Annotated in this window: 20 protein-coding genes and 1 riboswitch; of the genes, 2 read left to right on the top strand and 18 right to left on the bottom strand. The window is 71.7% G+C overall.

Annotated elements, in window-relative coordinates; translation table 11 throughout:
- Positions 1-184 precede the first annotated feature (184 nt).
- The 3 genes from ACZ49B_RS08645 to ACZ49B_RS08655 form a co-directional block, all read right to left on the bottom strand.
- Positions 185-1,384, bottom strand: coding sequence for an MBL fold metallo-hydrolase (locus ACZ49B_RS08645; protein ID WP_468302055.1), 1,200 nt, complete (start codon positions 1,382-1,384; stop codon positions 185-187).
- A 146-nt stretch (positions 1,385-1,530) separates the two neighbouring features.
- Positions 1,531-2,316, bottom strand: a complete 786-nt coding sequence (locus tag ACZ49B_RS08650) for an SGNH/GDSL hydrolase family protein (RefSeq protein ID WP_352211164.1) — start codon at positions 2,314-2,316, stop codon at positions 1,531-1,533.
- Positions 2,317-2,484: 168 nt separating this feature from the next.
- A complete protein-coding gene (locus ACZ49B_RS08655; protein ID WP_468302058.1) occupies positions 2,485-3,504 on the bottom strand; it encodes a M23 family metallopeptidase in 1,020 nt (339 codons plus the stop codon).
- Positions 3,505-3,506: 2 nt separating this feature from the next.
- Positions 3,507-3,683: riboswitch (cyclic di-AMP (ydaO/yuaA leader) on the bottom strand.
- Between the two features lie 311 nt (positions 3,684-3,994).
- Between ACZ49B_RS08655 and ACZ49B_RS08660 the strand changes: the two genes are divergently transcribed.
- A complete protein-coding gene (locus tag ACZ49B_RS08660; protein ID WP_468302061.1) occupies positions 3,995-4,813 on the top strand; it encodes a tyrosine-protein phosphatase in 819 nt (272 codons plus the stop codon).
- 28 nt (positions 4,814-4,841) lie between these two features.
- Here the strand turns inward: ACZ49B_RS08660 and ACZ49B_RS08665 are convergent, their stop codons facing one another.
- The 15 genes from ACZ49B_RS08665 to ACZ49B_RS08735 form a co-directional block, all read right to left on the bottom strand.
- Positions 4,842-6,224, bottom strand: a complete 1,383-nt coding sequence (locus ACZ49B_RS08665; protein WP_468302064.1) for an aspartate aminotransferase family protein — start codon at positions 6,222-6,224, stop codon at positions 4,842-4,844.
- On the bottom strand, positions 6,221-7,249 hold the full coding sequence (hpnH, locus tag ACZ49B_RS08670) for an adenosyl-hopene transferase HpnH (protein ID WP_468302066.1): 1,029 nt from the start codon (positions 7,247-7,249) through the stop codon (positions 6,221-6,223). The genes ACZ49B_RS08665 and hpnH overlap by 4 nt, the downstream gene beginning before the upstream one ends.
- A 5-nt stretch (positions 7,250-7,254) precedes the next feature.
- Complete coding sequence (locus ACZ49B_RS08675) at positions 7,255-7,965, bottom strand: phosphorylase family protein (protein WP_468302069.1); 711 nt, start codon at positions 7,963-7,965, stop codon at positions 7,255-7,257.
- Complete coding sequence (gene shc / locus ACZ49B_RS08680; RefSeq protein WP_468302072.1) at positions 7,965-9,923, bottom strand: squalene--hopene cyclase; 1,959 nt, start codon at positions 9,921-9,923, stop codon at positions 7,965-7,967. Before shc ends, ACZ49B_RS08675 begins: the two co-directional genes overlap by 1 nt.
- Positions 9,924-10,040: 117 nt before the next feature.
- Complete coding sequence (locus tag ACZ49B_RS08685; protein WP_468302074.1) at positions 10,041-11,141, bottom strand: polyprenyl synthetase family protein; 1,101 nt, start codon at positions 11,139-11,141, stop codon at positions 10,041-10,043.
- Positions 11,142-11,191: 50 nt separating this feature from the next.
- Positions 11,192-12,571: a hydroxysqualene dehydroxylase HpnE gene (gene hpnE, locus ACZ49B_RS08690; protein ID WP_468302077.1), complete on the bottom strand. Its 1,380-nt coding sequence runs from the start codon at positions 12,569-12,571 to the stop codon at positions 11,192-11,194.
- 157 nt (positions 12,572-12,728) lie between these two features.
- The gene (hpnD, locus tag ACZ49B_RS08695) at positions 12,729-13,700 is read right to left on the bottom strand and encodes a presqualene diphosphate synthase HpnD (protein ID WP_468302080.1); all 972 of its coding nucleotides are present in this window, start codon (positions 13,698-13,700) and stop codon (positions 12,729-12,731) included.
- A complete protein-coding gene (hpnC, locus tag ACZ49B_RS08700) occupies positions 13,697-14,626 on the bottom strand; it encodes a squalene synthase HpnC (protein WP_468302469.1) in 930 nt (309 codons plus the stop codon). Before hpnC ends, hpnD begins: the two co-directional genes overlap by 4 nt.
- A gap of 342 nt (positions 14,627-14,968) precedes the next feature.
- Complete coding sequence (locus tag ACZ49B_RS08705; RefSeq protein ID WP_468302083.1) at positions 14,969-15,754, bottom strand: ABC transporter ATP-binding protein; 786 nt, start codon at positions 15,752-15,754, stop codon at positions 14,969-14,971.
- Positions 15,747-16,682 (bottom strand): ABC transporter permease, encoded by a 936-nt coding sequence (locus ACZ49B_RS08710; protein WP_468302086.1) that lies wholly within the window; start codon positions 16,680-16,682, stop codon positions 15,747-15,749. The genes ACZ49B_RS08705 and ACZ49B_RS08710 overlap by 8 nt, the downstream gene beginning before the upstream one ends.
- A gap of 129 nt (positions 16,683-16,811) precedes the next feature.
- Positions 16,812-17,684 carry a glycosyltransferase family 2 protein gene (locus ACZ49B_RS08715; protein ID WP_468302472.1) on the bottom strand — a complete coding sequence of 291 codons (873 nt, stop codon included), beginning with the start codon at positions 17,682-17,684 and terminating at the stop codon, positions 16,812-16,814.
- Between the two features lie 8 nt (positions 17,685-17,692).
- Positions 17,693-18,472 carry a CDP-alcohol phosphatidyltransferase family protein gene (locus tag ACZ49B_RS08720; protein ID WP_468302089.1) on the bottom strand — a complete coding sequence of 260 codons (780 nt, stop codon included), beginning with the start codon at positions 18,470-18,472 and terminating at the stop codon, positions 17,693-17,695.
- Complete coding sequence (locus tag ACZ49B_RS08725) at positions 18,450-19,511, bottom strand: iron-containing alcohol dehydrogenase family protein (protein WP_468302092.1); 1,062 nt, start codon at positions 19,509-19,511, stop codon at positions 18,450-18,452. Before ACZ49B_RS08725 ends, ACZ49B_RS08720 begins: the two co-directional genes overlap by 23 nt.
- The gene (locus ACZ49B_RS08730; RefSeq protein WP_468302095.1) at positions 19,499-20,251 is read right to left on the bottom strand and encodes a phosphocholine cytidylyltransferase family protein; all 753 of its coding nucleotides are present in this window, start codon (positions 20,249-20,251) and stop codon (positions 19,499-19,501) included. The genes ACZ49B_RS08725 and ACZ49B_RS08730 overlap by 13 nt, the downstream gene beginning before the upstream one ends.
- The gene (locus ACZ49B_RS08735; protein ID WP_468302474.1) at positions 20,248-22,020 is read right to left on the bottom strand and encodes a DUF5941 domain-containing protein; all 1,773 of its coding nucleotides are present in this window, start codon (positions 22,018-22,020) and stop codon (positions 20,248-20,250) included. The genes ACZ49B_RS08730 and ACZ49B_RS08735 overlap by 4 nt, the downstream gene beginning before the upstream one ends.
- Before the next feature lie 198 nt (positions 22,021-22,218).
- On the opposite strand from ACZ49B_RS08735, the gene ACZ49B_RS08740 reads away from it, so the two are divergent.
- The gene (locus tag ACZ49B_RS08740; RefSeq protein WP_468302098.1) at positions 22,219-22,767 is read left to right on the top strand and encodes a GNAT family N-acetyltransferase; all 549 of its coding nucleotides are present in this window, start codon (positions 22,219-22,221) and stop codon (positions 22,765-22,767) included.
- The last annotated feature ends 55 nt before the right edge of the window (positions 22,768-22,822 follow it).

The raw sequence follows: 22,822 nt of genomic DNA on the forward strand, positions 1-22,822 counted from the left end.
CCACGCTAGACCGCACGATCCCGCCCCTGACAGCCAGTTGGGGAACTTGACCGGGCTGCTTCCCGCTCCCGATGGAGCGCTCGTACGACAGCCCGAATCCGCCGGGGGCGTACGTTCGCAGCCGCCGTACGCGACGCACCACCCCCGGGCCTGCGGCTGCTCCGGAGCCGCGCCCGCGGACGCCCTATGAGCCGACGGCCTCCGGTTCCTCGTGCGCCACGGCCGGCGGCCGTGCGGTCGCGACGGCGCGGGACGGCGTGAGGGGCACGGGCGGGGGCGACGCGACGAACGGGCGCCACCACGGCTCGCTCGGGGCGTCGGCATCGCCCGGCTCGAACGGCTGGCCCGGGATCGGCAGCGCGATCGCCGCCCCGGTGGCCTCGGCCGCGGCCACGGTGCCCTCGCCGGGCTCGTCCCACGGGTGCGGGGCCAGGTTGAAGGTGCCCCAGTGGATCGGCAGCATCGTGCCGTGCGGGATCCCGCCCTGGAGGTCGAGGTGGGCGCGCATGCCCTCCTCGGGGGTCATGTGGATGTCGGGCCAGTACTCCGAGTAGGCCCCGATCTGGATCATCGTGGCGTCGAAGGGGCCGTGCTCGGCGCCGATCTCCCCGAACCCGGGGAAGTAGCCGGTGTCGCCGCTGTGGAAGATCCGGTGCTCGTCACCCGCGACGACCCAGGAGGCCCACAGGGTGCTCTGCTGGTTGCGCAGGCCGCGCCCGCAGAAGTGCCGGGCCGGGGTGGCCGTCAGCGAGAGCCCCGCGACCTCGGTGCCCTCGTTCCAGTCGAGCTCGCGCAGCCGGTCCGGCGACACCCCCCAGCGCTCCAGGTGGGCGCCGACCCCGAGCGGGACGGCGAAGACCGTGTCCGTACCGGCCAGCTCCTTGATGGTCGGCAGGTCGAGGTGGTCGTAGTGGTCGTGCGAGATCACCACGACGTCGACCGGCCCCAGCGAGGCCAGCGGTACGGGTACGGGGTGCAGCCGCTTGGGCCCGGCGAACGGGAAGGGGGAGCACCGCTCACCCCACACCGGGTCGAACAGCACCCGCCGACCGTCGATCTCCGCGAGCACGCCGGAGTGCCCCATCCAGGTCAGGCGCAAGCCGCTGACCGGCGGCTTCGCCAGCTCGGCGAGGGTCGTCGGGTAGACCGGGACGGGAGCTCCGGGGTTCCGCCGGATCCGCTGCTCCTTGTGGAAGTAGATCTTGGCGAACTCCAGCATGGAGCCGGAGGGCCTGGTCCGGGCCCCGACCGGGTTCTGGAAGACCCCGTCGGCGAAGTTCGGCGAGCGGTGGATCCGCTCCAGGCGTGCGCCGGACGCATCCGCGCCGAAAGCTTCGGGCCGCAGGGCGCGCAGCCGTGGACGCAGGGGACGGGAGCCGGTCAAAGCGCCTCCTGGGAGGGTGGGGCGGACGGGTGTGAAAGGCCGTACAGGTTTCCGGTCTATCACCATGCCAACGCGCACCGGTCCCGAAGGATTCCGCCGCGCGTCCTCGTCCTCCTGCCCCTGTCCCGCTCCCCTGCTCCGCCCGGCTACAGCGGCAGCAGGTCCGGACGCTTCGCCTCCACGTGGTCCCCGGAGGACTCCCCGCGCAGCCTGCGCCCGATCCACGGCACCAGGTGTTCCCGCGCCCACTGGATGTTGTCCCGGGTCACGTCCACCGAGCCGCGCGGCTGTTGCGGCGGCCACGGCTGGTCGGGGTCGGCCGGCACCTCGAGCCCCAGCACCTGGGCGGCGCGCAGCGCGACCCGGGTGTGTCCCTCGGGCGAGAGGTGCAGCCGGTCGTCGTCCCAAGCGCGCCGGTCCTGTACGGACTTCAGCGACCAGAGGTCGAGCACCGGGCAGTCGTAGCGGTCGGCGATGGCGCGCACATGGGCGCTGTACGTGGCCACCTTGCCCCGGAGGTGCTTGAGGACCGGCACGCCGCGGGTGTCGAAGCCGGTGGTGATCATGACCTGGCCGACGGCTCCGGTCAGGTCGGCGACGGCCGCCTCGAACCGCTCCGCCACGTCGTCCGGGTCGCTGCCGGGCCGGATGATGTCGTTGCCGCCGGCGCAGAAGCTCACCAGGTCCGGTGCGAGCTCCTTGGCCCGGGGGACCTGTTCGGCCACGATCTGGTCGAGGAGGCGCCCCCGCACGGCCAGGTTCGCGTACCGGAATTCGTGTTCCTCGCGCTGATCGGCCAGGAGTACGGCCAGCCGGTCCGCCCAGCCGAGAAAGGTCTCGCCGGGCCCCGGGTCCCCCACCCCCTCGGTGAAGCTGTCCCCGATCGCCGCGTACGAGCCGATGGTTTTGAGTGTCGTCTTCGTCGCTGCCACGAGAACACATCTTTCACCGCGGCACGTGACCTACGCCACCGTAGGCAGGGGTTGACGGACCGTGATCTCTACCACCTGGTCGGTACGGAACGACAGCGCGTGAGGCCGGGACCCCCCTCGGGTCCCGGCCTCACGGGTCCGGTTGCCTCTCTCCGACGGCGGGAGCCGTCAGATGCTCACGCCCTTGGTGCGGAGGTAGGCCAGCGGGTCGATGTCCGAGCCGTAGGACGGCCCGGTGCGGATCTCGAAGTGCAGGTGCGGGCCGGTCGAGTTGCCGGTGGAGCCGGAGAGGCCGATGGTCTGGCCGCCGGTGACGCTCTGGCCGGCCGAGACGGAGAGCTGGGACAGGTGGCCGTACTGGGAGTACTTGCCGTCCGCGTGCCGGATGACGACCTCGTTGCCGTACGCGCCGGCCCAGCCGGCGGAGACCACGGTGCCCGCACCCACGGCGCGGACGGTGGTGCCGGAGCTCGCGATGAAGTCGACACCGGTGTGGTAGCCGCTGGACCACATGGCGCCGGGGGTCTTGTACTGGGTCGATATCCCGCCGCCGACGGGGGCGACGAAGCCGGCGGCGGTGACCGTACCGGCGGCGGACTTGGCGGCGGTGCTCTTCTTGGCGGGCGCGGCGGCGGCAGCGGCCGCGGGGGCGGCGGGGGCCGGCGCGGCCTCTGCGGAGTCCTTGCGGTCCGAGGACGGGGCCGGGTCCGAGGCGGGGTGGTGGGCCGAGGACTTCTTCGCCGGGGCCGGAGCGGACTCCTCGGCCGGAGCCGGCGCGGCCGGGGCCGCCTCGCCCCGCGCACCGAGGGTCAGCTTCAGCCCGGGGTGGATCAGCGACGGGTTGGTGCCGACGGCCTCGCGGTTGTCGGCGTACAGCTGCTGCCAGCCGCCCGAGAGGTGGCGCTCCTGGGCGATCTTGGAGAGGTAGTCGCCCGGCACGACCGTGTAGACGGCCGAAGTGGCCGGCGAGCCCTGCGCGACAGCGGCGGGCGCGGCCTGCAGCGCCGCCGGAACCTGCGGGGCCTGCACGGGAGCCGCGGCGGGTGCGGCGGCCGGGGCACCGGCCGCATGGGCGCCGGCGGCACCCAGCAGCGGCAGCGCGAGGGCCGCGCCACCGGAGCCTGCGACGGCGAAGCCGCGCACCACGGAACGGGACTTGGGACGGCGGTGCTTACCCTTTGCAGGCATGGCGAATTCCTCTCCGTCGCCTGCGAGGTGAGCTGTCGGGTTCGGACTGGAGATGTCCGGCGGCACATGAGCGGAACATGTACGGCTTCACCCCGAGCTGCGCCGATACGAAGATCGGGAACAGCGGCTTACCTGGTTCCCCCGCTCCTGCCGCGCGCGTGAATAGTCGGGTGCGGTTTCCGGACGGCGGCAGGATTCGGCGGTCCATCCGGATCGATCGCGAAGGTAATCGAGTTGAGCCGCACCGAACAAGCCACGAATTTCCCGACGGATTCACAATCCGGGGAGTTCGAGGGAATTCCGGTCACCCTGCGTCCATTCCCCGCCGCCAACAACCGCTCCGGCCGGGCCATTCGACTTTGACGATCAGGCACTCACGGTCACCGTATGATCTGGCTCACGGGGCTGCGCCCGATCTCGCCTCCGGTGATGGCAAGTTGGTCCCAAGTAGCGTAATTCGGACATCCCACGACGACGCGGAGGAGTTCCCGTGACCCAGCAGATACCCCAGCACCCGCGGACGGAGCCCCTACCGGAGCCGGAGCTGGCCGGAGTGCGCAACTTCCGTGACGTGGGCGGACTGCCGACCACCGACGGGCGGAGGGTCAAGCCGGGAAAACTGTTCCGTAGCGGACATCTGGCACATGCCACCGAAACCGATGCAGAATTCCTCGCATCGCTCGGCCTCCACACGATTTTCGACTTCCGCAACAACGCGGACCACGCCCTGGAGGGACTCGACGTCGAGCTTCCCGGCGTGCTGAACGTCAACATCCCGCTGTCGGATCCGGCCGACGGCAAGGAATTCTGGAAGATGGTCCGCGACGGCGACCTCGAGCAGCTCCGCGGAATCCTGGGCGAGGGGAAGGGCGCCGCCCGGATGACCGACTCGTACCGCTCGATGATCAAGCACCGCACCGCCGAGCACGGCCGGGTCGTTCGCGCCCTCGCCGAGGACAGCGTTCCGGCACTCATGCACTGCGCGGCCGGCAAGGACCGGGCCGGCCTGTCGATCGCCGTCACCCTGCTCGCGCTGGGCGTCGGGCGCGAGGCGATCGTGGCGGACTACCTGGAGTCCAACGCCCCGCACCGCCGCTACCGGGTGCGCCGGACCAGCGGGGGGCCCGAGGCCCGCTCCCCCGAGGTGATGGAGCTGCTCGCGCCGCTCTTCGACGCCCGCGCCGAGTACCTGACGGCCGCCTTCGACACCATCGACGAGCACTGGGGCGGGGTCGACCGGTACCTCGCCGAGGGTCTCGGACTCACGCCCGAGACCCTCGGCCGGCTGCGGGAGCAGCTGCTCGACTGACCGCCCGGACCTGCCGTGGAGCAGGCCGTCAGCCGCCGGCGACGGCCTGCTTCACCAGCGTCCTGCCGAAGTCCCACATCAGAGCGCCCCCGCCGTGCGCCTCGTCCATGACCGCGCGGAAGGCGCCGACGAACCGGTCGACGTCCCCCTCGTCCACGACCAGCGGCGGGATGAGCTTGATGACCTCCAGATGGTCGCCGGAGACCTGCGTCAGGATCCGGTGCTTCTGCAGGAGCGGCACCACGACCATCTGGGCGAAGAGCCCCTTGCGGGCCGCCTGGAGCATGGTCCACCGGCTGCGCAGCCCCAGCGAGGACGGCCGCCCGAACTCGATGCCGATCATCAGGCCGCGCCCCCGTACCTCGTGGAGCAGCTCGTACTCGTCCACGAGCGCGGCGAGCCGGCCGCGCAGCAGGTCGCCCATCGCGCGGGCGTGCGCGACCACCGACTCGTCCTCCATGACGGAGAGCACCGCGAGCCCGGCCGCCATCGCCTGCGCGTTGGATCCGAAGCTGGCGGAGTGCACCAGCACCCGGTCCATGGACGAATAGACCTTTCGGAAGATCCATTCCTTGCCGAGGGTCGCGCCGACCGGCACATAGCCGCCCGACAGGGCCTTCGCCACGCACACCAGGTCCGGTTCCACGCCCGGCTCGTGCTGGTACGCGTAGAAATCGCCGGTCCGGCCGAGCCCCGTCTGCACCTCGTCCGCGATGAGCAGGGCCTTGTGCCGGTGCAGCAGCTCCTGCGCCGCGAGCAGGAATCCGGGCGGGGCCGCGAGCACGCCCTTGCCCTGGATCGGCTCGACGACGAAGGCGGCGACGTCGCCCCGCTTCAGCTCCCGCTCGAGGGCGGCCAGGTCCCCGAGGGCGATCTTCGTATCGGGCAGCAGCGGCGCGAAGCCGTCCCGGAACCCGCCCTCCCCGTTGACCGAGAGCGAGCCCGCGGTCAGCCCGTGGAAGGCGTGGTCGCAATAGAGAACCCTCGTTCGCCCGGTGGCGTACCGGGCGAACTTCAGGGCGGTCTCCACGGCCTCGGTGCCGCTGTTGCCGAAGAAGACCCGCTCCAGGTGCGGGCTGTACGAGAGCAGCTTCTCCGCCAGCAGCCCGGGCAGCGGCTGGCAGTCGAACCGGGTGAGGTCGGCGAGCTGCGCGTCCAGGACGTCGTGCAGGGCCTGGCGGACCACCGGATGGTGGCGGCCCAGGCCCATGACGCCGAACCCGGCCAGCATGTCCAGGTAGTCGTTGCCGTCGGCGTCCCAGAAGTGCGCGCCCTCGGCCCGTACGTAGACCTTGTCGAAGCCGATCGTGTGCAGCATCCGCGGCAGCTGGTGGTTGAGGTGCTTGGTGTGCAGCTCGTACCGTTCCCCGCCCCGCTCGTCGAGCAGGGCGCGGAGGTCGAAGCCGGTCACTGCTTCTCCCGGTTGCCGCCGATGGTCTCCCGGGCCGCGCGCAGGGACTCCTTGAGGGAGCCCATGGTGGCGAGGACGGCGGTCGGCTCGTAGCCGCAGTGCGCCATGCAATTCGCGCAGCGCGGGTCCTTTCCGCGGCCGTACTTGCTCCAGTCGGTCTCCTCGATCAGTTCCCGGTACGTCGGCACGTAGCCGTCGCTCATCAGATAGCAGGGGCGCTGCCAGCCGAAGAGGGAGTAATTGGGAATCGCCCAGGCGGTGCAGGGGAAATCCACCTTGCCTTCCAGGAAGTCGAGGAAGAGCGGGGAGTGGTTGAGCCGCCAGCGACGCCGGTTTCCGCCCGCGAAGGCCTTCTTGAAGAGCTCCCTGGTCTGTTCGACACCGAGGAAGTGCTCCTGGTCAGGGGCCTTTTCGTAGGCATAGGCGGGCGAGATCATCATTTCGTCGACCTTGAGGTCGTCATTGAGGTAGTTGAGCACCTCGATGATCGTCTGCGGGGTGTCGGTGTTGAAGAAGGTGGAGTTGGTGGTGACCCGGAACCCGCGCCGCTTCGCCTCCTTGATGGCGGCGACCGCCTCGTCGAAGACGCCTTCCTTGGCGACCGACTCGTCGTGCCGTTCGCGCAGCCCGTCGATGTGCACGGCGAAGGCGAAGTACGGGGACGGGGTGAACTTCTCGATCTTCTTGCGCAGCAGCATCGCATTGGTGCACAGGAAGACGTACTTCCGCTTGGCCACCAACTGCCGCACGATCTCGTCGATCTGCGGGTGCATCAGGGGCTCGCCGCCCGCGATGGACACCATGGGTGCGCCGGACTCCAGGACGGCGCCGACGGCCTGGGCGACCGGCATGCGCTGCTTGAGCACACCGGCCGGGTGCTGGATCTTCCCGCACCCCTCGCAGGCCAGGTTGCAGGCGTAGAGCGGTTCCAGCTCGACGATCAGCGGGAACTTCTCACGCTTGCGGAGCTTCTGTTCGAGAAGATACGTCCCGACCCTGATGGACTGTCGCAGTGGCATGGCCATCTGGCTCACCTCCTGGGGAGCAGCAAAGAACGGTGCCAGTCATGAAACGCGGGCAGTACGGCACGCAATACGCGGAAGGCCGATATTCCACCGCGGAACGTGCCGATACGGACGAGCTCGTGCTCCGGAGCGTCCACGATCACCCGGACGGCCGCAACCGGACGGTTCCAGCCATCTGCGGCGGCCCGGGTGGCCGTCCACAGGGTGGCCGCGGACTCCATGTCGACCGCGATGGCGCCGGTGGCGCGCAGCTGGGCGCGTTCCTGGCCGCGGACGACGTGGTCGGATCCGGTCAGTGCGCCGGTGTGCACGGTCCGGCCGGGAGCGGCCCGGGCCAGTGCCTCGGCGAGCAGGGCGGTGCCGGCGCAGGCGACGGTGCCCCGCGGGTCCCGGGTCTCTTCGGCGACGACGAGGTCGCCGGGGCTCATGCCGGGTACCAACCCGGCGCAGAACCCGGTGGCGAGGACGGGGGCCCGGTGCAGCCCCGGCTCGGCGAGCGCCCGGCCGACGGCCCGTTCGGCGGCGCGCGGGCCCATGCCCGTACGCAGGACGGCGTAGCCCGGTTCGGGGCGGGCCGCCCCGCGGCCGCCGCCGCTGCGCAGGGCGGCCTGCTCGATGCGCAGGGCGCAGGCGACCAGCAGCGGCGCGGGCGGCCCGGCGGGCGGCGGCGGCTCGGGCGGCCCGGGCCCGTCGGCCCGGTCGGCGGCGGCGGCCATCAGGCCTCCCCGTGCGCGAAGGGTTCCCCGTACAGGTAGCGGCCGAGCGCGGTGAGCGGGAACACCTGCCGGTACAGGTGGTAGTTGATGGAGAAGTCCCAGGGGAAGCCGGTGCCGGTGAAGTACGGCTCGTCCCAGGAGCCGTCCTCCCGCTGGGTCTCCACCAGGTACCCGACGCCCCGCTCGACGGCCTTGCCGTCCCGCTCCCCCGCCGAGAGCAGCGCCATGAGCGCCCAGGCGGTCTGCGAGGCGGTCGAGGCCCCCTTCCCGGCCCACTCCGGGTCCTTGTACGAGCGCTGGTCCTCGCCCCACCCGCCGTCCTCGTTCTGTACGGATTCCAGCCAGCGCACGGCCCGCCGGATCGCGGGATGCGCCGGGTCGAAGCCCGCGGCCGTCAGGGCCGGGACCACCGACCCGGTGCCGTACACGTAGTTGGTGCCCCAGCGGCCGAACCAGGCGCCGGAGGGCTCCTGTTCGGCGAGCAGCCAGGCGATGCCGCGCCGGGTCCGCGGGTCTGCGGCCTTGCCCTCGACGGCGAGCATCTCCACCACGTGGGCGGTGACGTCGGCCGACGGCGGGTCGATGACCTCGCCGAAGTCGCAGAACGGCAGCCGGTTCGGGAAGGGGCTGGTGTTGTCGGCGTCGAAGGCGCCCCAGGCCCCGTTCCCGGACTGCATGCCGAGGTTCCATGAGACCCCGCGGGCGATGGCCGCCTCCACCCTGGCCGGCTCCGGGTGCCGGATCCTGCGCAGCGCGAGGACCACCTCGGCGGTGTCGTCGATGTCGGGGTAGGTGTCGTTGTGGAACTCGAACGCCCAGCCGCCGGGGGCGAGTCCGGGCCTGCGGACCGCCCAGTCGCCGGTGCGGACGATCTCCTCGCCGAGCATCCAGTCGGCGGCCTTCACCAGGGCCGGGTGGTCGGGCGCCAGGCCCGCGTCGGCCAGGGCGATGGCGGCGAGGCAGGTGTCCCAGACCGGGGACTGGCAGGCCTCGACCATCCGGGCGCCGTCCTCGCGCCACACCGCGAACCGGTCCAGGGACTCCAGCCCGGCCCGCATCACCGGGTGCGCGAGGTCGTACCCGAGCAGGTGCAGGGCGATGACGGAGTACACGGCGGGTGGCTGGATCCCGCCCCAGCAGCCGTCGTTCTCCTGGCGCTCGATGATCCAGCGGGCCGCGGTGTCCATCGCGGCCTTGCGCAGCCGGCGCGGGGCGAACCGCCGGTAGACGTGCAGGGCCTTGTCCATCCGCTGGAAGAGGCCCTCCCAACTCGCCAGCGGGGCCGCGCGATTGACGGGAGGATACGGCCGCCGCGCGTCGGTGTGCAGCTCGTCGAGGGCGAACGGGGCCGGGCGCACGGGGCGCTTGGCGGAGACCACGGTCAGCGGCACGATGGTCTGGCGGGCCCAGCAGCCGAAGTCGTAGATGTTCAGCGGCACCCAGGGTGGCAGGAAGACCAGCTCGGGCGGGAGTTCGGGCAGGCGGTCCCAGCTCCACCAGCCGAACAGGGCCAGCCAGATCCGGGTGAAGACGCGGGCGGCGGCGATCCCGCCGTGGGCCCGGACCCAGGCCGAGGCGCGGGCCATGTGCGGGGCGTCGGGCGCATCGCCGGCGAGCCGCAGGGCGACGTACGCCTCGATGGTGGCGGAGAGTTCGGGGGGCCCGCCGTGGAAGGTGGCCCAGGTGCCGTCCTCGCGCTGCTCGCCCCGGATGAACAGGGCGGCGGCCTGCGTGGTCGCCTCGTCCCGGATCCCGAGGAACTGCCGCAGCAGCAGGTCCTCGGCGTCCATCGTGACGTTGGTCTGCAGGTCGCCCTTCCACCACCCGGCCGCGTCCTGGCGGGCCAGCAGGTGCCGGGTGGCCCGCACCGCGGCCTCCTGCGCACCCTGCACCGTGTCCGGCGTGGTGGAACCCGGGTCGGCGCCGGGGGTACCGGCGCCGTCGGTCGTCGCTGTCATGGCTTCCCCTTACGTGGCAGTTGTCCTCTGCTGTGCTGGGGTATGCCGTCGGCCGGGCGCTCCTGTCAGGGGGCGCCGGCCGGCGACTCGCGAGTCATATCCCTGCTCGGGTGGCGATCACCTCTTGCGCACGACGACGAAGTCGGCGAGGGCGACGAGCTGTTCGCGCACCCGCTGCGGCATGTCCACGTCGTCCAGCGCGCGGATGGCGATCGCGTGCTGGCGGCGCGCCTCCTCGGCGGTCCACTCGCGCCCGCCCGCGGCCTCGATGAGCGCGGCGCGGGCCGCGAACTCCTCCTCCGAGAAGTTCTCGAAGTCGTTGCTCTTGGCGTCGGCGGCGAGCAGCTGCGCGAGCTCCTCGCAGGCGGGTCCGCCCGCCGCGAGGGCGGCGACCACCGGCAGGGACTTCTTGCGCTGGCGCAGGTCGCTCCAGGTCTGCTTGCCGGTGGACTCCGGGTCGCCCCAGATGCCGAGGAGGTCGTCGACGGCCTGGAAGGCGAGGCCGAGGTGGTAGCCGTACTCCTCCAGCTTGTCGGCCGTACGGTCGTCCGCGCCGCCGAGGACGGCGCCGATGGAGACCGCGCAGGCGAGCAGGGCGCCGGTCTTGTTGCCCTCCATCTCCAGGCACTCCTCGACGCTGACGCGCTCGCGGTGCTCGTAGGAGATGTCCTGGGCCTGGCCGTCGATGAGCTTGCGGCTGGCGGTGGTCAGCCGGCGCGCGGCGCGGCCGGCCTCGACGGTGCCGAGTTCCAGCAGGACCTCGTTGGCGAGGGCGAAGAGCGCGTCGCCGACCAGGATCGCGAGGGCCGGGCCGTGCACCTTCCACACCGTGTCGCGGTGGCGGCGCTGCTCGTCGCCGTCCATCAGGTCGTCGTGCAGCAGCGAGAAGTTGTGGACGAGCTCGACGGCGACCGCTCCGGGGATGCCGACCTCGGCCGCGGCTCCCGCGGCCTCGGCGGAGAGCAGCGCGAGGGCGGGGCGGACGGCCTTGCCGCCGTCGCCGTCGGCCGCGTTGCCCTGGGCGTCGATCCAGCCGAAGTGGTACGCGGCGACGGTGTCCATGGGCGCCGCGAGCCGGTCGACCGCGGCGCGGAGCACGGGGGTCGACAGCGCGCGGCCGCGCTCCAGGAGGGCGATCGTGTCCGCCTTCTCCACGCCCCCTCCGGCTGCGCCGTTGCCGGCATCCGTGTTCTCGACAGCCGGATTCCCCGGGTTCACTGGCTCTCCTCTGGTTCCTGTACGTGCTGCTGCGGTCGTGCTGGTGGTCGTCATGCCGCCTCCTGCAGGGGGTGCTCCCGGTGGCGGCCGAGTGCGGCGAGTGCGGCGTGCGCCGCGCTCAGTCCGCTGCGGACAGCGCCCTCCATGGTCGCGGGCCAACCGGTGGCGGTCCACGCACCGGCGAGGTAGAGGCCCGGCGTGTCGGTCCGCGCCCCGGGGCGCAGCCGGCCGACGCCGGGGGTGGGGGCGAACGTGGCCGTCCGCTCCCGGGTGACGAAGAAGTCCCGTACCTTGGCGCCCCGAGCGGCCGGCAGCAGCCGTTCCAGCTCGGGCAGGTACTTCGTGCGCAGCACCGAGACGGGCTCGTCGATGTCGTCCTGGGCGGCCGACTGGGACAGGGCCAGGTATTGGCCGCCGTCGGGCAGCCCGGAGGAGTCGGTGCGGTCGAAGACCCACTGGACCGGGGAGCCGAGCGCGGCGAAGAAGGGCTGCTTGAGCACCTTGCGGTCGTAGACGACGTGGACGTTGAGGATGGGCGCGGTGCCGATGTCGAGGAGCTTGTCCGGGTCGGCGAGCGCGCCGGGCGGCAGGAGTCCGTGGGCCTCGCGCTGCGGGACGGCGAGGACGACGGTGCCCGCGTCGAGGGACTCGCCCTCGGTGTCGACGCGCCAGTTCCCGTCCTGCGTACGGGAGACGGCGGTGACGCGGGTGCGCAGTTCGGTGCGTACGCCGGCGGCGTCGAGCTGCTTGCGGGCGAGGGTGTCGTGCAGTTCGCCGAGCGGGACCGAGGCCCAGCCGATGTCGGCGGCGCCGTTCTCGGAGAGCAGGCCGGTCTTGAAGACCATGGCGGCCAGGCCCAGCGAGGACTGGGCGGCGGTGGCGTTGAGCGTGGCGATGCCGACGAGGTCCCACAGGGCCTCGATGGTGCGCGGGCTCTGGCCGTACCGCCCGAGCCAGGTCGCGAAGTCCAGGCCGTCCAGCGCGGGGTCGGCGGGGTCGAGCCGGCGCAGTGCGAGGGCGGCGCGGCCGACGCTCACGCGCTCGGCGAGCGAGAGGTGCGGGTAGCGGGCCAGGGAGCTCGCCAGGTGCAGGGGTACGGGCAGGGCGGTGCGGCGCAGCCGGCCCAGGCGCGGCCCGCCGGGGTGGGCGACGTCGAGTACGGGTACGTCGAGCCGGTCCTGCAGCGGTGCGAGGGCGGCGCCCTCGACGCGGTCGAGGAACCACCGGTAGGCGGTGCAGCAGCGCAGGTAGACGTGCTGGCCGTTGTCGACGGTGAGCTCGCCGCGCTTGAAGGAGAACGCGAGCCCGCCGAGCCGCGGGCGGCCTTCGAGCAGGGTGACCTGCACTCCTGCGTCGGCGAGTTCGAGGGCGGCCGTCACTCCGGCGAGGCCGCCGCCGATGACGACGGCTCGGTTGTCGCTGCCGCTCATGCACTCTCCCCCGTCGTACGGCTGCTGCCCGCCGGGGCGGCCGTACGGGCAGAGCCCGCACGGTGAGACGCGGCGGCCCGCGCAGTGGTTGCCTGCGGGCCGGCGGGCTGCGCGGTGCGGTGCGGTGCAGGGGCGGTCGGCATGACCGTCGGGCTCGTCAAGGCCGCCTCCGGGCGCTCTGGCGCGAGATGGTCCGGGCGTCGAGGCCGGACAGGCCGCGGACGGCGACGTACGCCTTCTCGTGCGTGGGCAGCGAGACGCGGCCGCGGAGCACCGCATCGGGCTCCCGCTCGATCCGGTCGAGGAGGCGCCGGTAGATGCCGGCCATGGCGGCGACACAGGCGCCGCTGCGCCGGTCGAGCATGGGCAGCAGCCGGTAGCCCTCGACGAACAGGGCGCGGGCGCGCCGGACTTCGTGGTGGACGAGCCCGGCGAAGTCGGCCCCGGCGGGCATCCGGTCGCTCCCGAACCCGTCCGAGCAGCCGAACTTGGCGAGGTCCTCGGCGGGCAGGTAGGTGCGCCCGTTGGCGGCGTCCTCGCGGACGTCGCGCAGGATGTTGGTGAGCTGGAGGGCGAGACCGAGGGTGTCGGCGTACTCGTCGGCGCGCGCCGCGTCGGATGCGCCGAGGCCTCCGGCGTGCACCGTGCCGAACACGCCGAGGGAGAGCCGCCCGATGGCTCCGGCCACGCAGCGGCAGTACGCCTTGAGGTCGTCCCAGGTCTCGTAGGTCTCGCCGCGGACGTCCATCAGGACGCCGTCGATGAGCTCGTCGAGGCCGCCGAGCGGGATCGGGAAGCGGCGGGCCGCATGGGCGAGGGCGACGGCGACCGGGTCCGTGTCGTCCTCGTCGATCTCCTCGGCCCGGATCCGGCCGAGGAGGGTGCGGGTCTCCTCGAGCCGGACGAGCTTGGCCTCGGGGGCCAGCGCGCCGTCGCCGATGTCGTCCACGCGCCGGGAGAAGGCGTACAGCGCGGACATCGCCTGCCGCTTGTCGGAGGGCAGCAGTCGGATGCCGTACGCGAAGTTGCGCGCCTGCGAACCGGTGACGGCCTCGCAGTAGCTGTAGGCCGCCAGGACCGGTGCGGACGGTGCGGACGTGTGTGCGGAACCCTCCACGGTCGGGCTCACCCCTTTCTCGGCGCTGTGCGCAGGACGGCGGCCACCTCGCGGAGCAGGCCGCTCCTGGTGGGCTTGGGCGGGCCGGGGAGTACGTCGAAGCCGGCGGCGGTGACGGCTCTCAGGGCGGCGCGCCCTCCTCCCACGAAGCCCGCGAGCAACAGCCGGAGCCTGCCGTGCACGCTACCCACGAGCGGGGTGCCTTCATTCAGGAGGTCACGGGCGCGTTCGGCTTCGAACGCGACCAGGGACCGTACGGACGCTCCGGCGTGGTGGGCCTTGAGGTCGGCCTCGGCCACGCGGAAGCGGCGCATGTCCTCGGCCGGGAGGTAGATCCTGCCCCGGTCGAGGTCCTCCGCGACGTCCTGTACGTGTTCGACGATCTGCAGGGCGGTGCAGATCGCGTCGGAGCGGCGGATCCGCTCGGGGGTGCTGGTGCCGGTGAGGGACAGCACGAGGCGGCCGACCGGGTTCGCGGAGAGTTCGCAGTACGCGAGCAGGTCGCCGTACGTCTCGTAGCGCGTGACGTGCTGGTCCTGGCGGTTGGCTTCGATGAGCCCGAGGAAGGGCTCCGGGGTGAGGCCGTGGGCGCGGACCACGGGCCGGAGGGCCAGCAGCAGGGGGTGGCGCGGCGGTCCGTCGGAGCCGCCGAATACGCGGTGTAGGTCCGCCTCGAAGGCGTCGAGCATCGCGAGCCGGTCGTCCGCGGCGGCCGGGTCGAGGCCGAGGAGGACGGCGTCGTGGCCGCCGGGGGCGAGGTCGCCGTCGCCGATGTCGTCGACCAGGCGGGCGTACCCGTACACCGCCATCAGGCCGTCGCGCCAGGCGCGCGGGAGGAAGGACGGGGCGACGGGGAAGTTCTCCGTCCGCGCCTTGCCGAGGGTGGCGCGCGCGTGGGTGTCGGGGGCTGTGGGGGCCGCGTCCCGCCGTGGCCGGATACCGTGCCCGGGGGTCACCGCCCGCCGCCCGCGCGGGAGACGGCCGTAATGCCTGGGGGCCGGAGAATTCCCGTAGCCATTGCCGTCACATCTCCCGTTCTACACTGCCGACCCAATACATCCTATTTCGGACACGCCGCCGGACTTTCCCCGGGGTACCCCAGGCCGTTCACCTGCGGGGAATCGTCCCCTCTGACCGCGATTGAGGCCTGCTCCAGCTTACGCTGTACAACGCCGCGGCAGCCTCTCGGGTATTCACTCCGCTACCGAATGTCGGCGCCGGGCGTCCCGGGCATGCCGAAGCCCCCGCCGCCCGAGGCGACGGGGGCCGGCAGGGCCGCGTCAGGCGCTGGTCGCCTTCTCGTAGGCCGAGACGACTTCCTCGGTGGGCCCGTCCATCAGGAGTTCACCCTTCTCCAGCCACAGCACGCGGCTGCAGGTGTCGCGGATGGACTTGTTGTTGTGGCTCACCAGGAAAACGGTTCCGGCATGCTTGCGCAGTTCGCGGATGCGCTCCTCGGAACGCACCTGGAACTTACGGTCACCGGTGGCCAGGGCCTCGTCGATCATCAGAACGTCGTGGTCCTTCGCCGCCGCAATGGAAAAGCGGAGGCGCGCGGCCATACCCGAGGAGTACGTGCGCATCGGAAGGGAGATGAAATCGCCCTTGTCGTTGATGCCCGAGAAGTCGACGATGTCGTCGTAACGCTCCCGGATCTGCTCGCGGCTCATTCCCATCGCGAGACCGCCGAGGACCACGTTGCGCTCACCGGTGAGGTCGTTCATCAGTGCGGCGTTGACACCCAGCAGCGAGGGCTGGCCGTCGGTGTAGACCTTGCCGGACTCGCAGGGCAGCAGGCCGGCGATGGCGCGCAGCAGCGTGGACTTGCCGGAGCCGTTGGAGCCGATGACTCCGATGGCCTCGCCGCGGTACGCGGTGAAGGTGACGCCGCGCACGGCGTGCACCCGGCGGACGCCCGGCGCATCGCCCTTGCCCCGGCGCATTATCTTGCTCAGCGCCGCGGTGGCGCTGCCCTTGCCGGAGCTGCCGGTGTTGACGCGGTAGACGATGTGCACGTCGTCGGCGATGACGGTGGGGACGTTGCTGTCCCGGTTGATCTCAGCCACGGCCGTAACGCTCCTCAGCCTTCCAGAAGTACACGAAACCGCCGAGCCCGATCACGACGGCCCAGCCGACGGCGAAGGCCCAGACGTGCGGCGGCAGGTTCTCCCGGCCGTAGTCGTCGATCAGCGCGTACCGGACCAGGTCCATGTAGATCGCCGCCGGGTTCCACTGGAGCACGTCCGTGACCCACGCGGGCACGTGCCTGTCCTCGAGCGCCCCGCTGATCGAGAACATGACGCCCGAGGCGTACATCCACGTACGTGTGATGAACGGCATCAGCTGCGCGAGGTCGGGGGTCTTGGAACCCATCCGCCCGAAGACCAGCGCGAGGCCGGTGTTGAAGACGAACTGGAGCGCCAGGGTCGGGATGACCAGCAGCCACGACAGCCTCGGGTAGTTGCCGAAGCCGACCGTGACGACCACCACGACGATCATCGAGTACAGCAGCTGCTGGAGCTGCTGCATCGAGAAGGAGATCGGCAGGGAGGCGCGCGGGAAGTGCAGGGCGCGGACCAGGCCGAGGTTGCCGGGGATGGCCCGGACCCCCGCCATCAGCGAGCTCTGGGTGAAGGTGAAGACGAAGATGCCCGTCACCAGGAAGGGGATGTAGACCCCCTTCTCCATCCCCCGGCCCGCGTTCATGATCAGACCGAAGATCAGGTAGTACACCAGCGCGTTGAGCAGCGGGGTCGCCACCTGCCAGATCTGGCCGAGCCTCGCCTCGCTGTACTGGGCCATCAGCTTGGCCCGGGAGAACGCCATGATGAAGTGGCGCCGCTCCCAGAGCTGCCGCACGTATTCGGCCAGGGTCGGCCGGGCACCGCTGACGGACAGGCCGTACTTCCTGGCGAGCTCCGCTGGGGCCAGCCCCGCGTCTTCGGACGGCGGCTTGCTCGTGGCGAGGGCGCCATCCTGGGTTGTGTCACTCACAAGTTGAAACTTTCCGTCTTCAAGATGCGGCAGAAGGTGGCATCGGGCCTGGGGCGCTCGGCCCGTGATCTTGCATGTTCGAGATCACGCATGTTCCGTGATCGCGCCATGTTCTCAGACGTGGGCGTGTCAGATGACAGGCGGTCGGCCCAGCCGGGTCAGCCGCCAGACCGTACGCCACTTCATGGGGCGCCGGGGACCGCAGGGGGTGGTCCATCCCTCTTTGAATCCACCGAACCAGGCCTTGAGCGCCGGTGCCGACGGTCTGCGCAGCAGCGTCAGCAGGAGCCAGACGCCCAGGTAGACCGGGACCAGCGGGGCGGGCAAGTTGCGGCGGGCGAGCCACACCCGATTACGGGCCACCATACGGTGGTAGACCGCGTGCCGGGAGGGGGAGGTTTTCGGATGCAGGAGCACCATGTCCGCCCGGTAGTCGATCAGCCACCCTGCGTCGAGTGCCCGCCAGGCCAGATCGGTCTCCTCGTGCGCGTAGAAGAACTCGTCCGGCAGCGCTCCGACCTGCTCGAACACCTCCGTGCGGACGGCGTTGGCGCCGCCCAGGAAGGTGGTCACGCGGGAGGAGCGCATCGGGTCCGCGGCGCGCAGCCGGGGCACGTGCCGGCGCTGGGTCTCGCCGGACTCCGGATCGGCGATCCGGAAGCTGACGATCCCGAGCTCCGGGTCCTCGGCGAAGGCCTGGCGGCACAGCTCGGCGGTGTCGGTGCGCTCCAGCAGCCCGTCGTCGTCGAGGAAGAGCAGCGCGTCGACCTCGCGGCCGCCGGGGCCGAAGGCCTCGATGCCGACGTTGCGGCCGCCGGGGATGCCCAGGTTCTCGGGCAGCTCGACGGAGCGCACGCCCTCGGGGAGCCCGGTGACCCGGACGCCCTGGCCCACGACGACGACCTCGATCGGGTCGCCCTCCTGGCGGGCCACCGAGTCGAGGAGCGCCTTCAGCTCGTCGGGCCGGTTGCCCATGGTGATGATCACGGCGCCCAGCCGCATCGGCGTCGTCACTTGAGCCTGCTCGAGGCCAGGATCGACACCAGGTGCAGCACCGTCTGGAGCATGGCGATGCCGGCCAGCACGGCGACGCCGAGCCGGGAGAAGAACAGGTCTCCCCGCATCTGGTCCAGGACGGCCAGCAGCAGGATGAGCAGCGAGGCCTCGATGCCGAGGACGAGCCGGTGGAACTTCAGCGCGGACGCGGCCCGCCGGGCGAGCGCCATGCCGGAGGAGCGCGGCTCGGCGGCGGCCTCCGCGACGGGCTCCTTGCCGGTCTGGTGGCGGGCGACGCCGACCAGGTCGGTCTCGGCCTTGATCAGGATGGCGCCGAGGGCCGCGAGGGTGCCCAGGAACGCCCACAGCCAGTCGATCCGCCCGGTGCCCCACAGGTCGCAGGCGCGCAGGCCGAAGCCGACGAGGACCGCCGCGTCGCACAGGTAGGCGCCGACCCGGTCCAGGTACACGCCGGAGAGCGAGAACTGCTTCTTCCAGCGGGCGACCTCGCCGTCGACGCAGTCGAGCAGCAGGTACAGCTGGACCATGACCACGCCGAGGACGGCGCCCCAGATGCCCGGGATCAGCAGCGCCGGGGCGGCCAGGACACCGGCGAGGGTCATCACGTAGGTCAGCTGGTTGGGCGTGACCTTGGTGTTCACCAGGACGCGGGTGATGCGCAGGGAGATCTCGCGCATGTACAGGCGACCGCCCCAGTGCTCGCCACTGCGCCGGTCCTTGACGCCCGGCGGGTGAACGACGGGCCGGAGTTCAGCTACGGATGGTCTTGGCATAGTCGGCGTAAGCGTCCCTGATCTCGGCTGCGGACAGATTGAGGTGCTCCAGGATCGTGAAGCGTCCCGGACGGGTCTGGGGGGCGTACTCGACGGCCGCGACGAACTCGTCCACGCTGAACCCGATCTCGGCGGGCAGCACGGGCAGCCCGTGCCCGCGCATCGACTCGACGAAGAGCCCGGACTGTTCCTCGGCGCCGCGCAGGAACATCGCGAAGGCGGCGCCGATGCCGACCTGCTCGCCGTGGAGCGCGGAGCGTCCGGGGTAGAGCAGGTCGAAGGCGTGGCTGATCTCGTGGCAGGCGCCGGACGCGGGCCGGGTGTCGCCGCTGATCGACATGGCGATGCCGGTGAGCACCAGGGATTCGGCGAGCACGGTGAGGAACGCGTCGTCGCCGCAGCCGCCGGGGTGGCGCAGGACGGCCTCGCCGGCCGTACGGGCCATGGCGGCGGCCAGGCCGTCCACGGGCTCCCCGGTGATCTTGTGCGAGAGCTCCCAGTCGGCGATGGCCGAGATGTTGGAGAGCGCGTCGCCGATGCCGGAGCGGACGAACCGCACCGGGGCGTCGCGGATCACGTCGAGGTCGATGACCATCGCGATCGGCGTGGGCACGCCGTAGGAGCCGCGGCCGTTGTCGTTGTCGAGCGTGGCCACCGGCGAGCAGATGCCGTCGTGCGCCAGGTTGGTGGCGACGGCCACCATGGGCAGGCCGACGCGCGCCGCGGCGTACTTGGCCACGTCGATGATCTTGCCGCCGCCCAGGCCGACGACGGCGTCGTAGCGACGGCCCTTTATGTCGTCGGCGAGCTTGACGGCGGAGTCGATGGTGCCGTCGACGACCGGGTACCAGTCGGCGTGCGGCAGTACGGGCTCCAGCTTGGTGCGCAGCACCTGGCCGGACCCGCCGCTGATCGCGATCGCCAGCTTCCCGGACGCCGAGATCCGCTGGTCGGCCAGGAGGCCGGCCAGGTCGTCCATGGCGCCGCGGGTGATGTCGACGACGACCGGGGAGGGGATGAGCCTCGTCAGTACTGGCATGCGATCGTCCGGCCCTTGGCGAGGTCGTCGTGGTTGTCGATCTCGACCCACTTGACGTCGCCGATGGGGGCCACGTCGATGACGAAGCCGTCGTTGACGAGCTGCTGGTAGCCGTCCTCGTAGTACAGGTCGGGGTCGCGCTCGAAGGTGGTCTTCAGCGCCTCGGCGAGGGCCTCGGCGGCCTCCGGCTCGATGAGCGTGACGCCGATGTACTCGCCGGTGGCGTCGGAGGGCTCCATCAGCTTGGTGATCTTCTGGACGCCCTTGGCGTCGTCGACGACGACCTTCATCTCCTCGTCGGCCAGGTTCTTGACCGTGTCGAGCGCGAGGATGATCTTCTGGCCGTTGCCGCGGGCGTCGAGCAGGGTCCGCTCGACGGAGACCGGGTGGACGGTGTCGCCGTTGGCGAGGATCACACCCTGCTTGAGGACGTCACGCGCGCACCACAGGGAGTAGGCGTTGTTCCACTCCTCGGCCTTGTCGTTGTCGATCAGCGTGATCTTGACGCCGTACTTGGCCTCCAGGGCCTCCCGGCGCGCGTAGACGGCTTCCTTGCGGTAGCCGACGACGATCGCGACCTCGGTGAGGCCGACCTCGGCGAAGTTGCCGAGGGTGAGGTCCAGCACGGTCAGGCTTTCCTCGTCGCCCGCGGGGCCGACGGGCACGAGGGCCTTGGGCAGGGTGTCGGTGTAGGGACGCAGGCGGCGTCCGGCACCGGCAGCGAGTACAAGGCCGATCATGCTGGTTCTCCTTCGTCATGTACGGCGGGTGCCCCGGAGGAGACCCAGAAGCGGATGCTCTCCACGAGCACCACGATTGCCACGAACACGGCCAGGGCCGTGAGCGCGACGGGGAACGCGTCACGGGGCAGGACGGCGGCCAGGACCACGGTCAGCAGGACCCGGCCCTCATGTCCGCCGATCGTCCACACCAGCCACCTCGGCGGTGCGCCGGAGCCGCCGCGGATGCGGTAGACCGTGTCGTAGTGATGGTAGGCGACCGCCGCGACCAGTCCGAATGCGGCCGGAAGGGCTCCGGGGACGTCCGCCTTGACGGCGAGCACGAGTACGGTCACGTACTCGGCGCACCGCAGCAGCGGCGGGACGAGCCAGTCCAGTGCCCCCTTGAGGGGGCGGGAGACGGCCGCGCCGGTGGCTATGACGTAGAACACCGCGGTCCCGACGAGCCAGGGCACGCCGTACCCGCTGCGCAGGGCGCCTCCGACGATCAGCACGCTGCCGGCGAGGGTCATCAGCAGCGGGGCGACGGGACGTCCCTTGGCCAGCGCGACGCCGATCGAGGCCAGCGGGCCCGAGTCCGCGAGGTCGGCCAGGGCCTGCGCGGCCCGGTCGGTACGGGTCGCCTTGCGGGTCAGCGAGCGCAGGACCCGGCCGGCGGTGGTGTAGAGCGCGCCGAAGGCGCAGCCGACGAGCAGGGCGTAGAACACGATCCGGGGGCTGGTGGCCGCGGTGAGCACCGCGATCATGGCCCAGCGCTCGCCGATCGGCAGGATGATCATCCGCCGGACCCAGACCGTCCAGCCGACGCTGTCGAGCTTGTCGGACAGGGCCGCGGTGGGACTCGTATTGGCCGTGGCGTCGTGGTTGGCCTCGTTGAAGGAGAAGTCCACGACATGGCGGCAGGTCATGAGGATCATCGCGCCGAGCGCGAGGGCCCACACGTCGTCGCCGTTCCTGGCCGCGCCGAGCGCGAGGCCCGCGTAGAAGGAGTATTCCTTCGCGCGGTCGAACGTCGCGTCGAGCCAGGCGCCCATCGTCGAGTACTGGAGCGAGTAGCGGGCGAGCTGCCCGTCCGTGCAGTCCAGGACGAAGGAGACGAGGAGGAGCACGCCGGCCGCGACGTAGCCCCAGCGCTCGCCGGTGGCGGCGCAGCCGGCCGCGATCAGCGCGGTGATCAGGGAGGCGGTGGTGACCTGGTTCGGGGTCAGGCCGCGGCGCGCGCACCAGCGGGCGATGTAGCGCGAGTACGGGCTGATGAAGAAGGTGGTGAAGAACCCGTCGCGGGACTTCACGGCGGTGCGCAGGCGCACGGCCTCGTCGTCGACGGCGGCGACGGCGGCGTCCGCCGCGGCGCGCTCCGCGTCGGTGGCGGGGACTGCGGCGACCAGGGTGCCGAGCTCGGGGCGCTGGACGGTGGTCCCGGCGGCCTCGACGGCGGCGGCGAGCCGGTCCGCGTACGGGCCGTCGCCTTCCGCCGGGAGGGCCGCGGCCTTGTCCAGGGCCGCGCGGGCGCCCGGCTGGACGGCGACGGCGCCGGTCACGGCGCAGGCGTCGAAGCGCGGGTCGGTCAGCGCGAGCCGCAGCGCGTGGACGTGCCCGACGAAGGCACTGTCGACGACGGCGACGCGCTGGTCGGCGGGTACGCCGGCCAGCACCGCGGCGGTGTCTTCAGGCCCGGCGGCCGGGCGGACGTCGAAGCCGAGGGAGCGCAGCTCGTCGGTGAGCGGTGATCCGGGGACCGGCAGGCCGGTGAGGATGACGGTCGACAGACGAACTCACTCCTTGCAGCGAACACTGGACGGCCGTCTGGTGGGGGCGGCGGCACGTCGGCAGAGGCTATCGGATGAAAGGAAGCCGGGGTTCATCACCCGTTTGCTCCCCGATAAGCCGAATGATCCGGGGCCTCGGGCCCTGGCGCGATCATCATTGACGATCACGCCCGGGTACCACAAACCAAAGGGTTCACGTTGACCGACATCACTGGTGACAAGAACAACACGGACAACGGCCACGGCGTCTGGCGCACCCGGCCCGAGACCCCGGCCGACGCGGCCGCCGTACGGGCCGTCAACCTGTCGGCGTTCGAGACCCCGCTCGAGGCGGATCTCGTGGACGCGCTGCGCACGGACGCCTCCTGGCTGCCGGGGCTGTCGTACGTGGCCGAGGGCCCGGACGGGTCGGTGGCGGCGCACGCCCTGCTGACCCGCTGCGAGGTCGACGGGGTCCCGGCCCTCGCCCTCGCGCCGGTGGCGACCGATCCCGCGCACCAGCGCTCGGGCGCCGGCAGCTCCGTCGTACGGGCGCTGCTCGCGGCGGCGAAGGAGCGGGGGGAGGCGCTGGTGCTGGTCCTCGGGCATCCGACGTACTACCCGCGCTTCGGCTTCGTACCGGCTTCGCGGTTCGGGATCCGGGCGCCGTTCGAGGTGCCCGACGAGGCGATGATGGCGCTGGCGCTGGACGCCTCCGCGCCCGTCCCTCAGGGCACGATCACGTACCCGGCACCCTTCGGGATCTGACCGCTCGTGTGATCTGGCTCTCGCCGCTTACCACGCGGCGGGGGCAGACATGCGC

This window comes from Streptomyces sp. NPDC031132, from assembly GCF_055570595.1.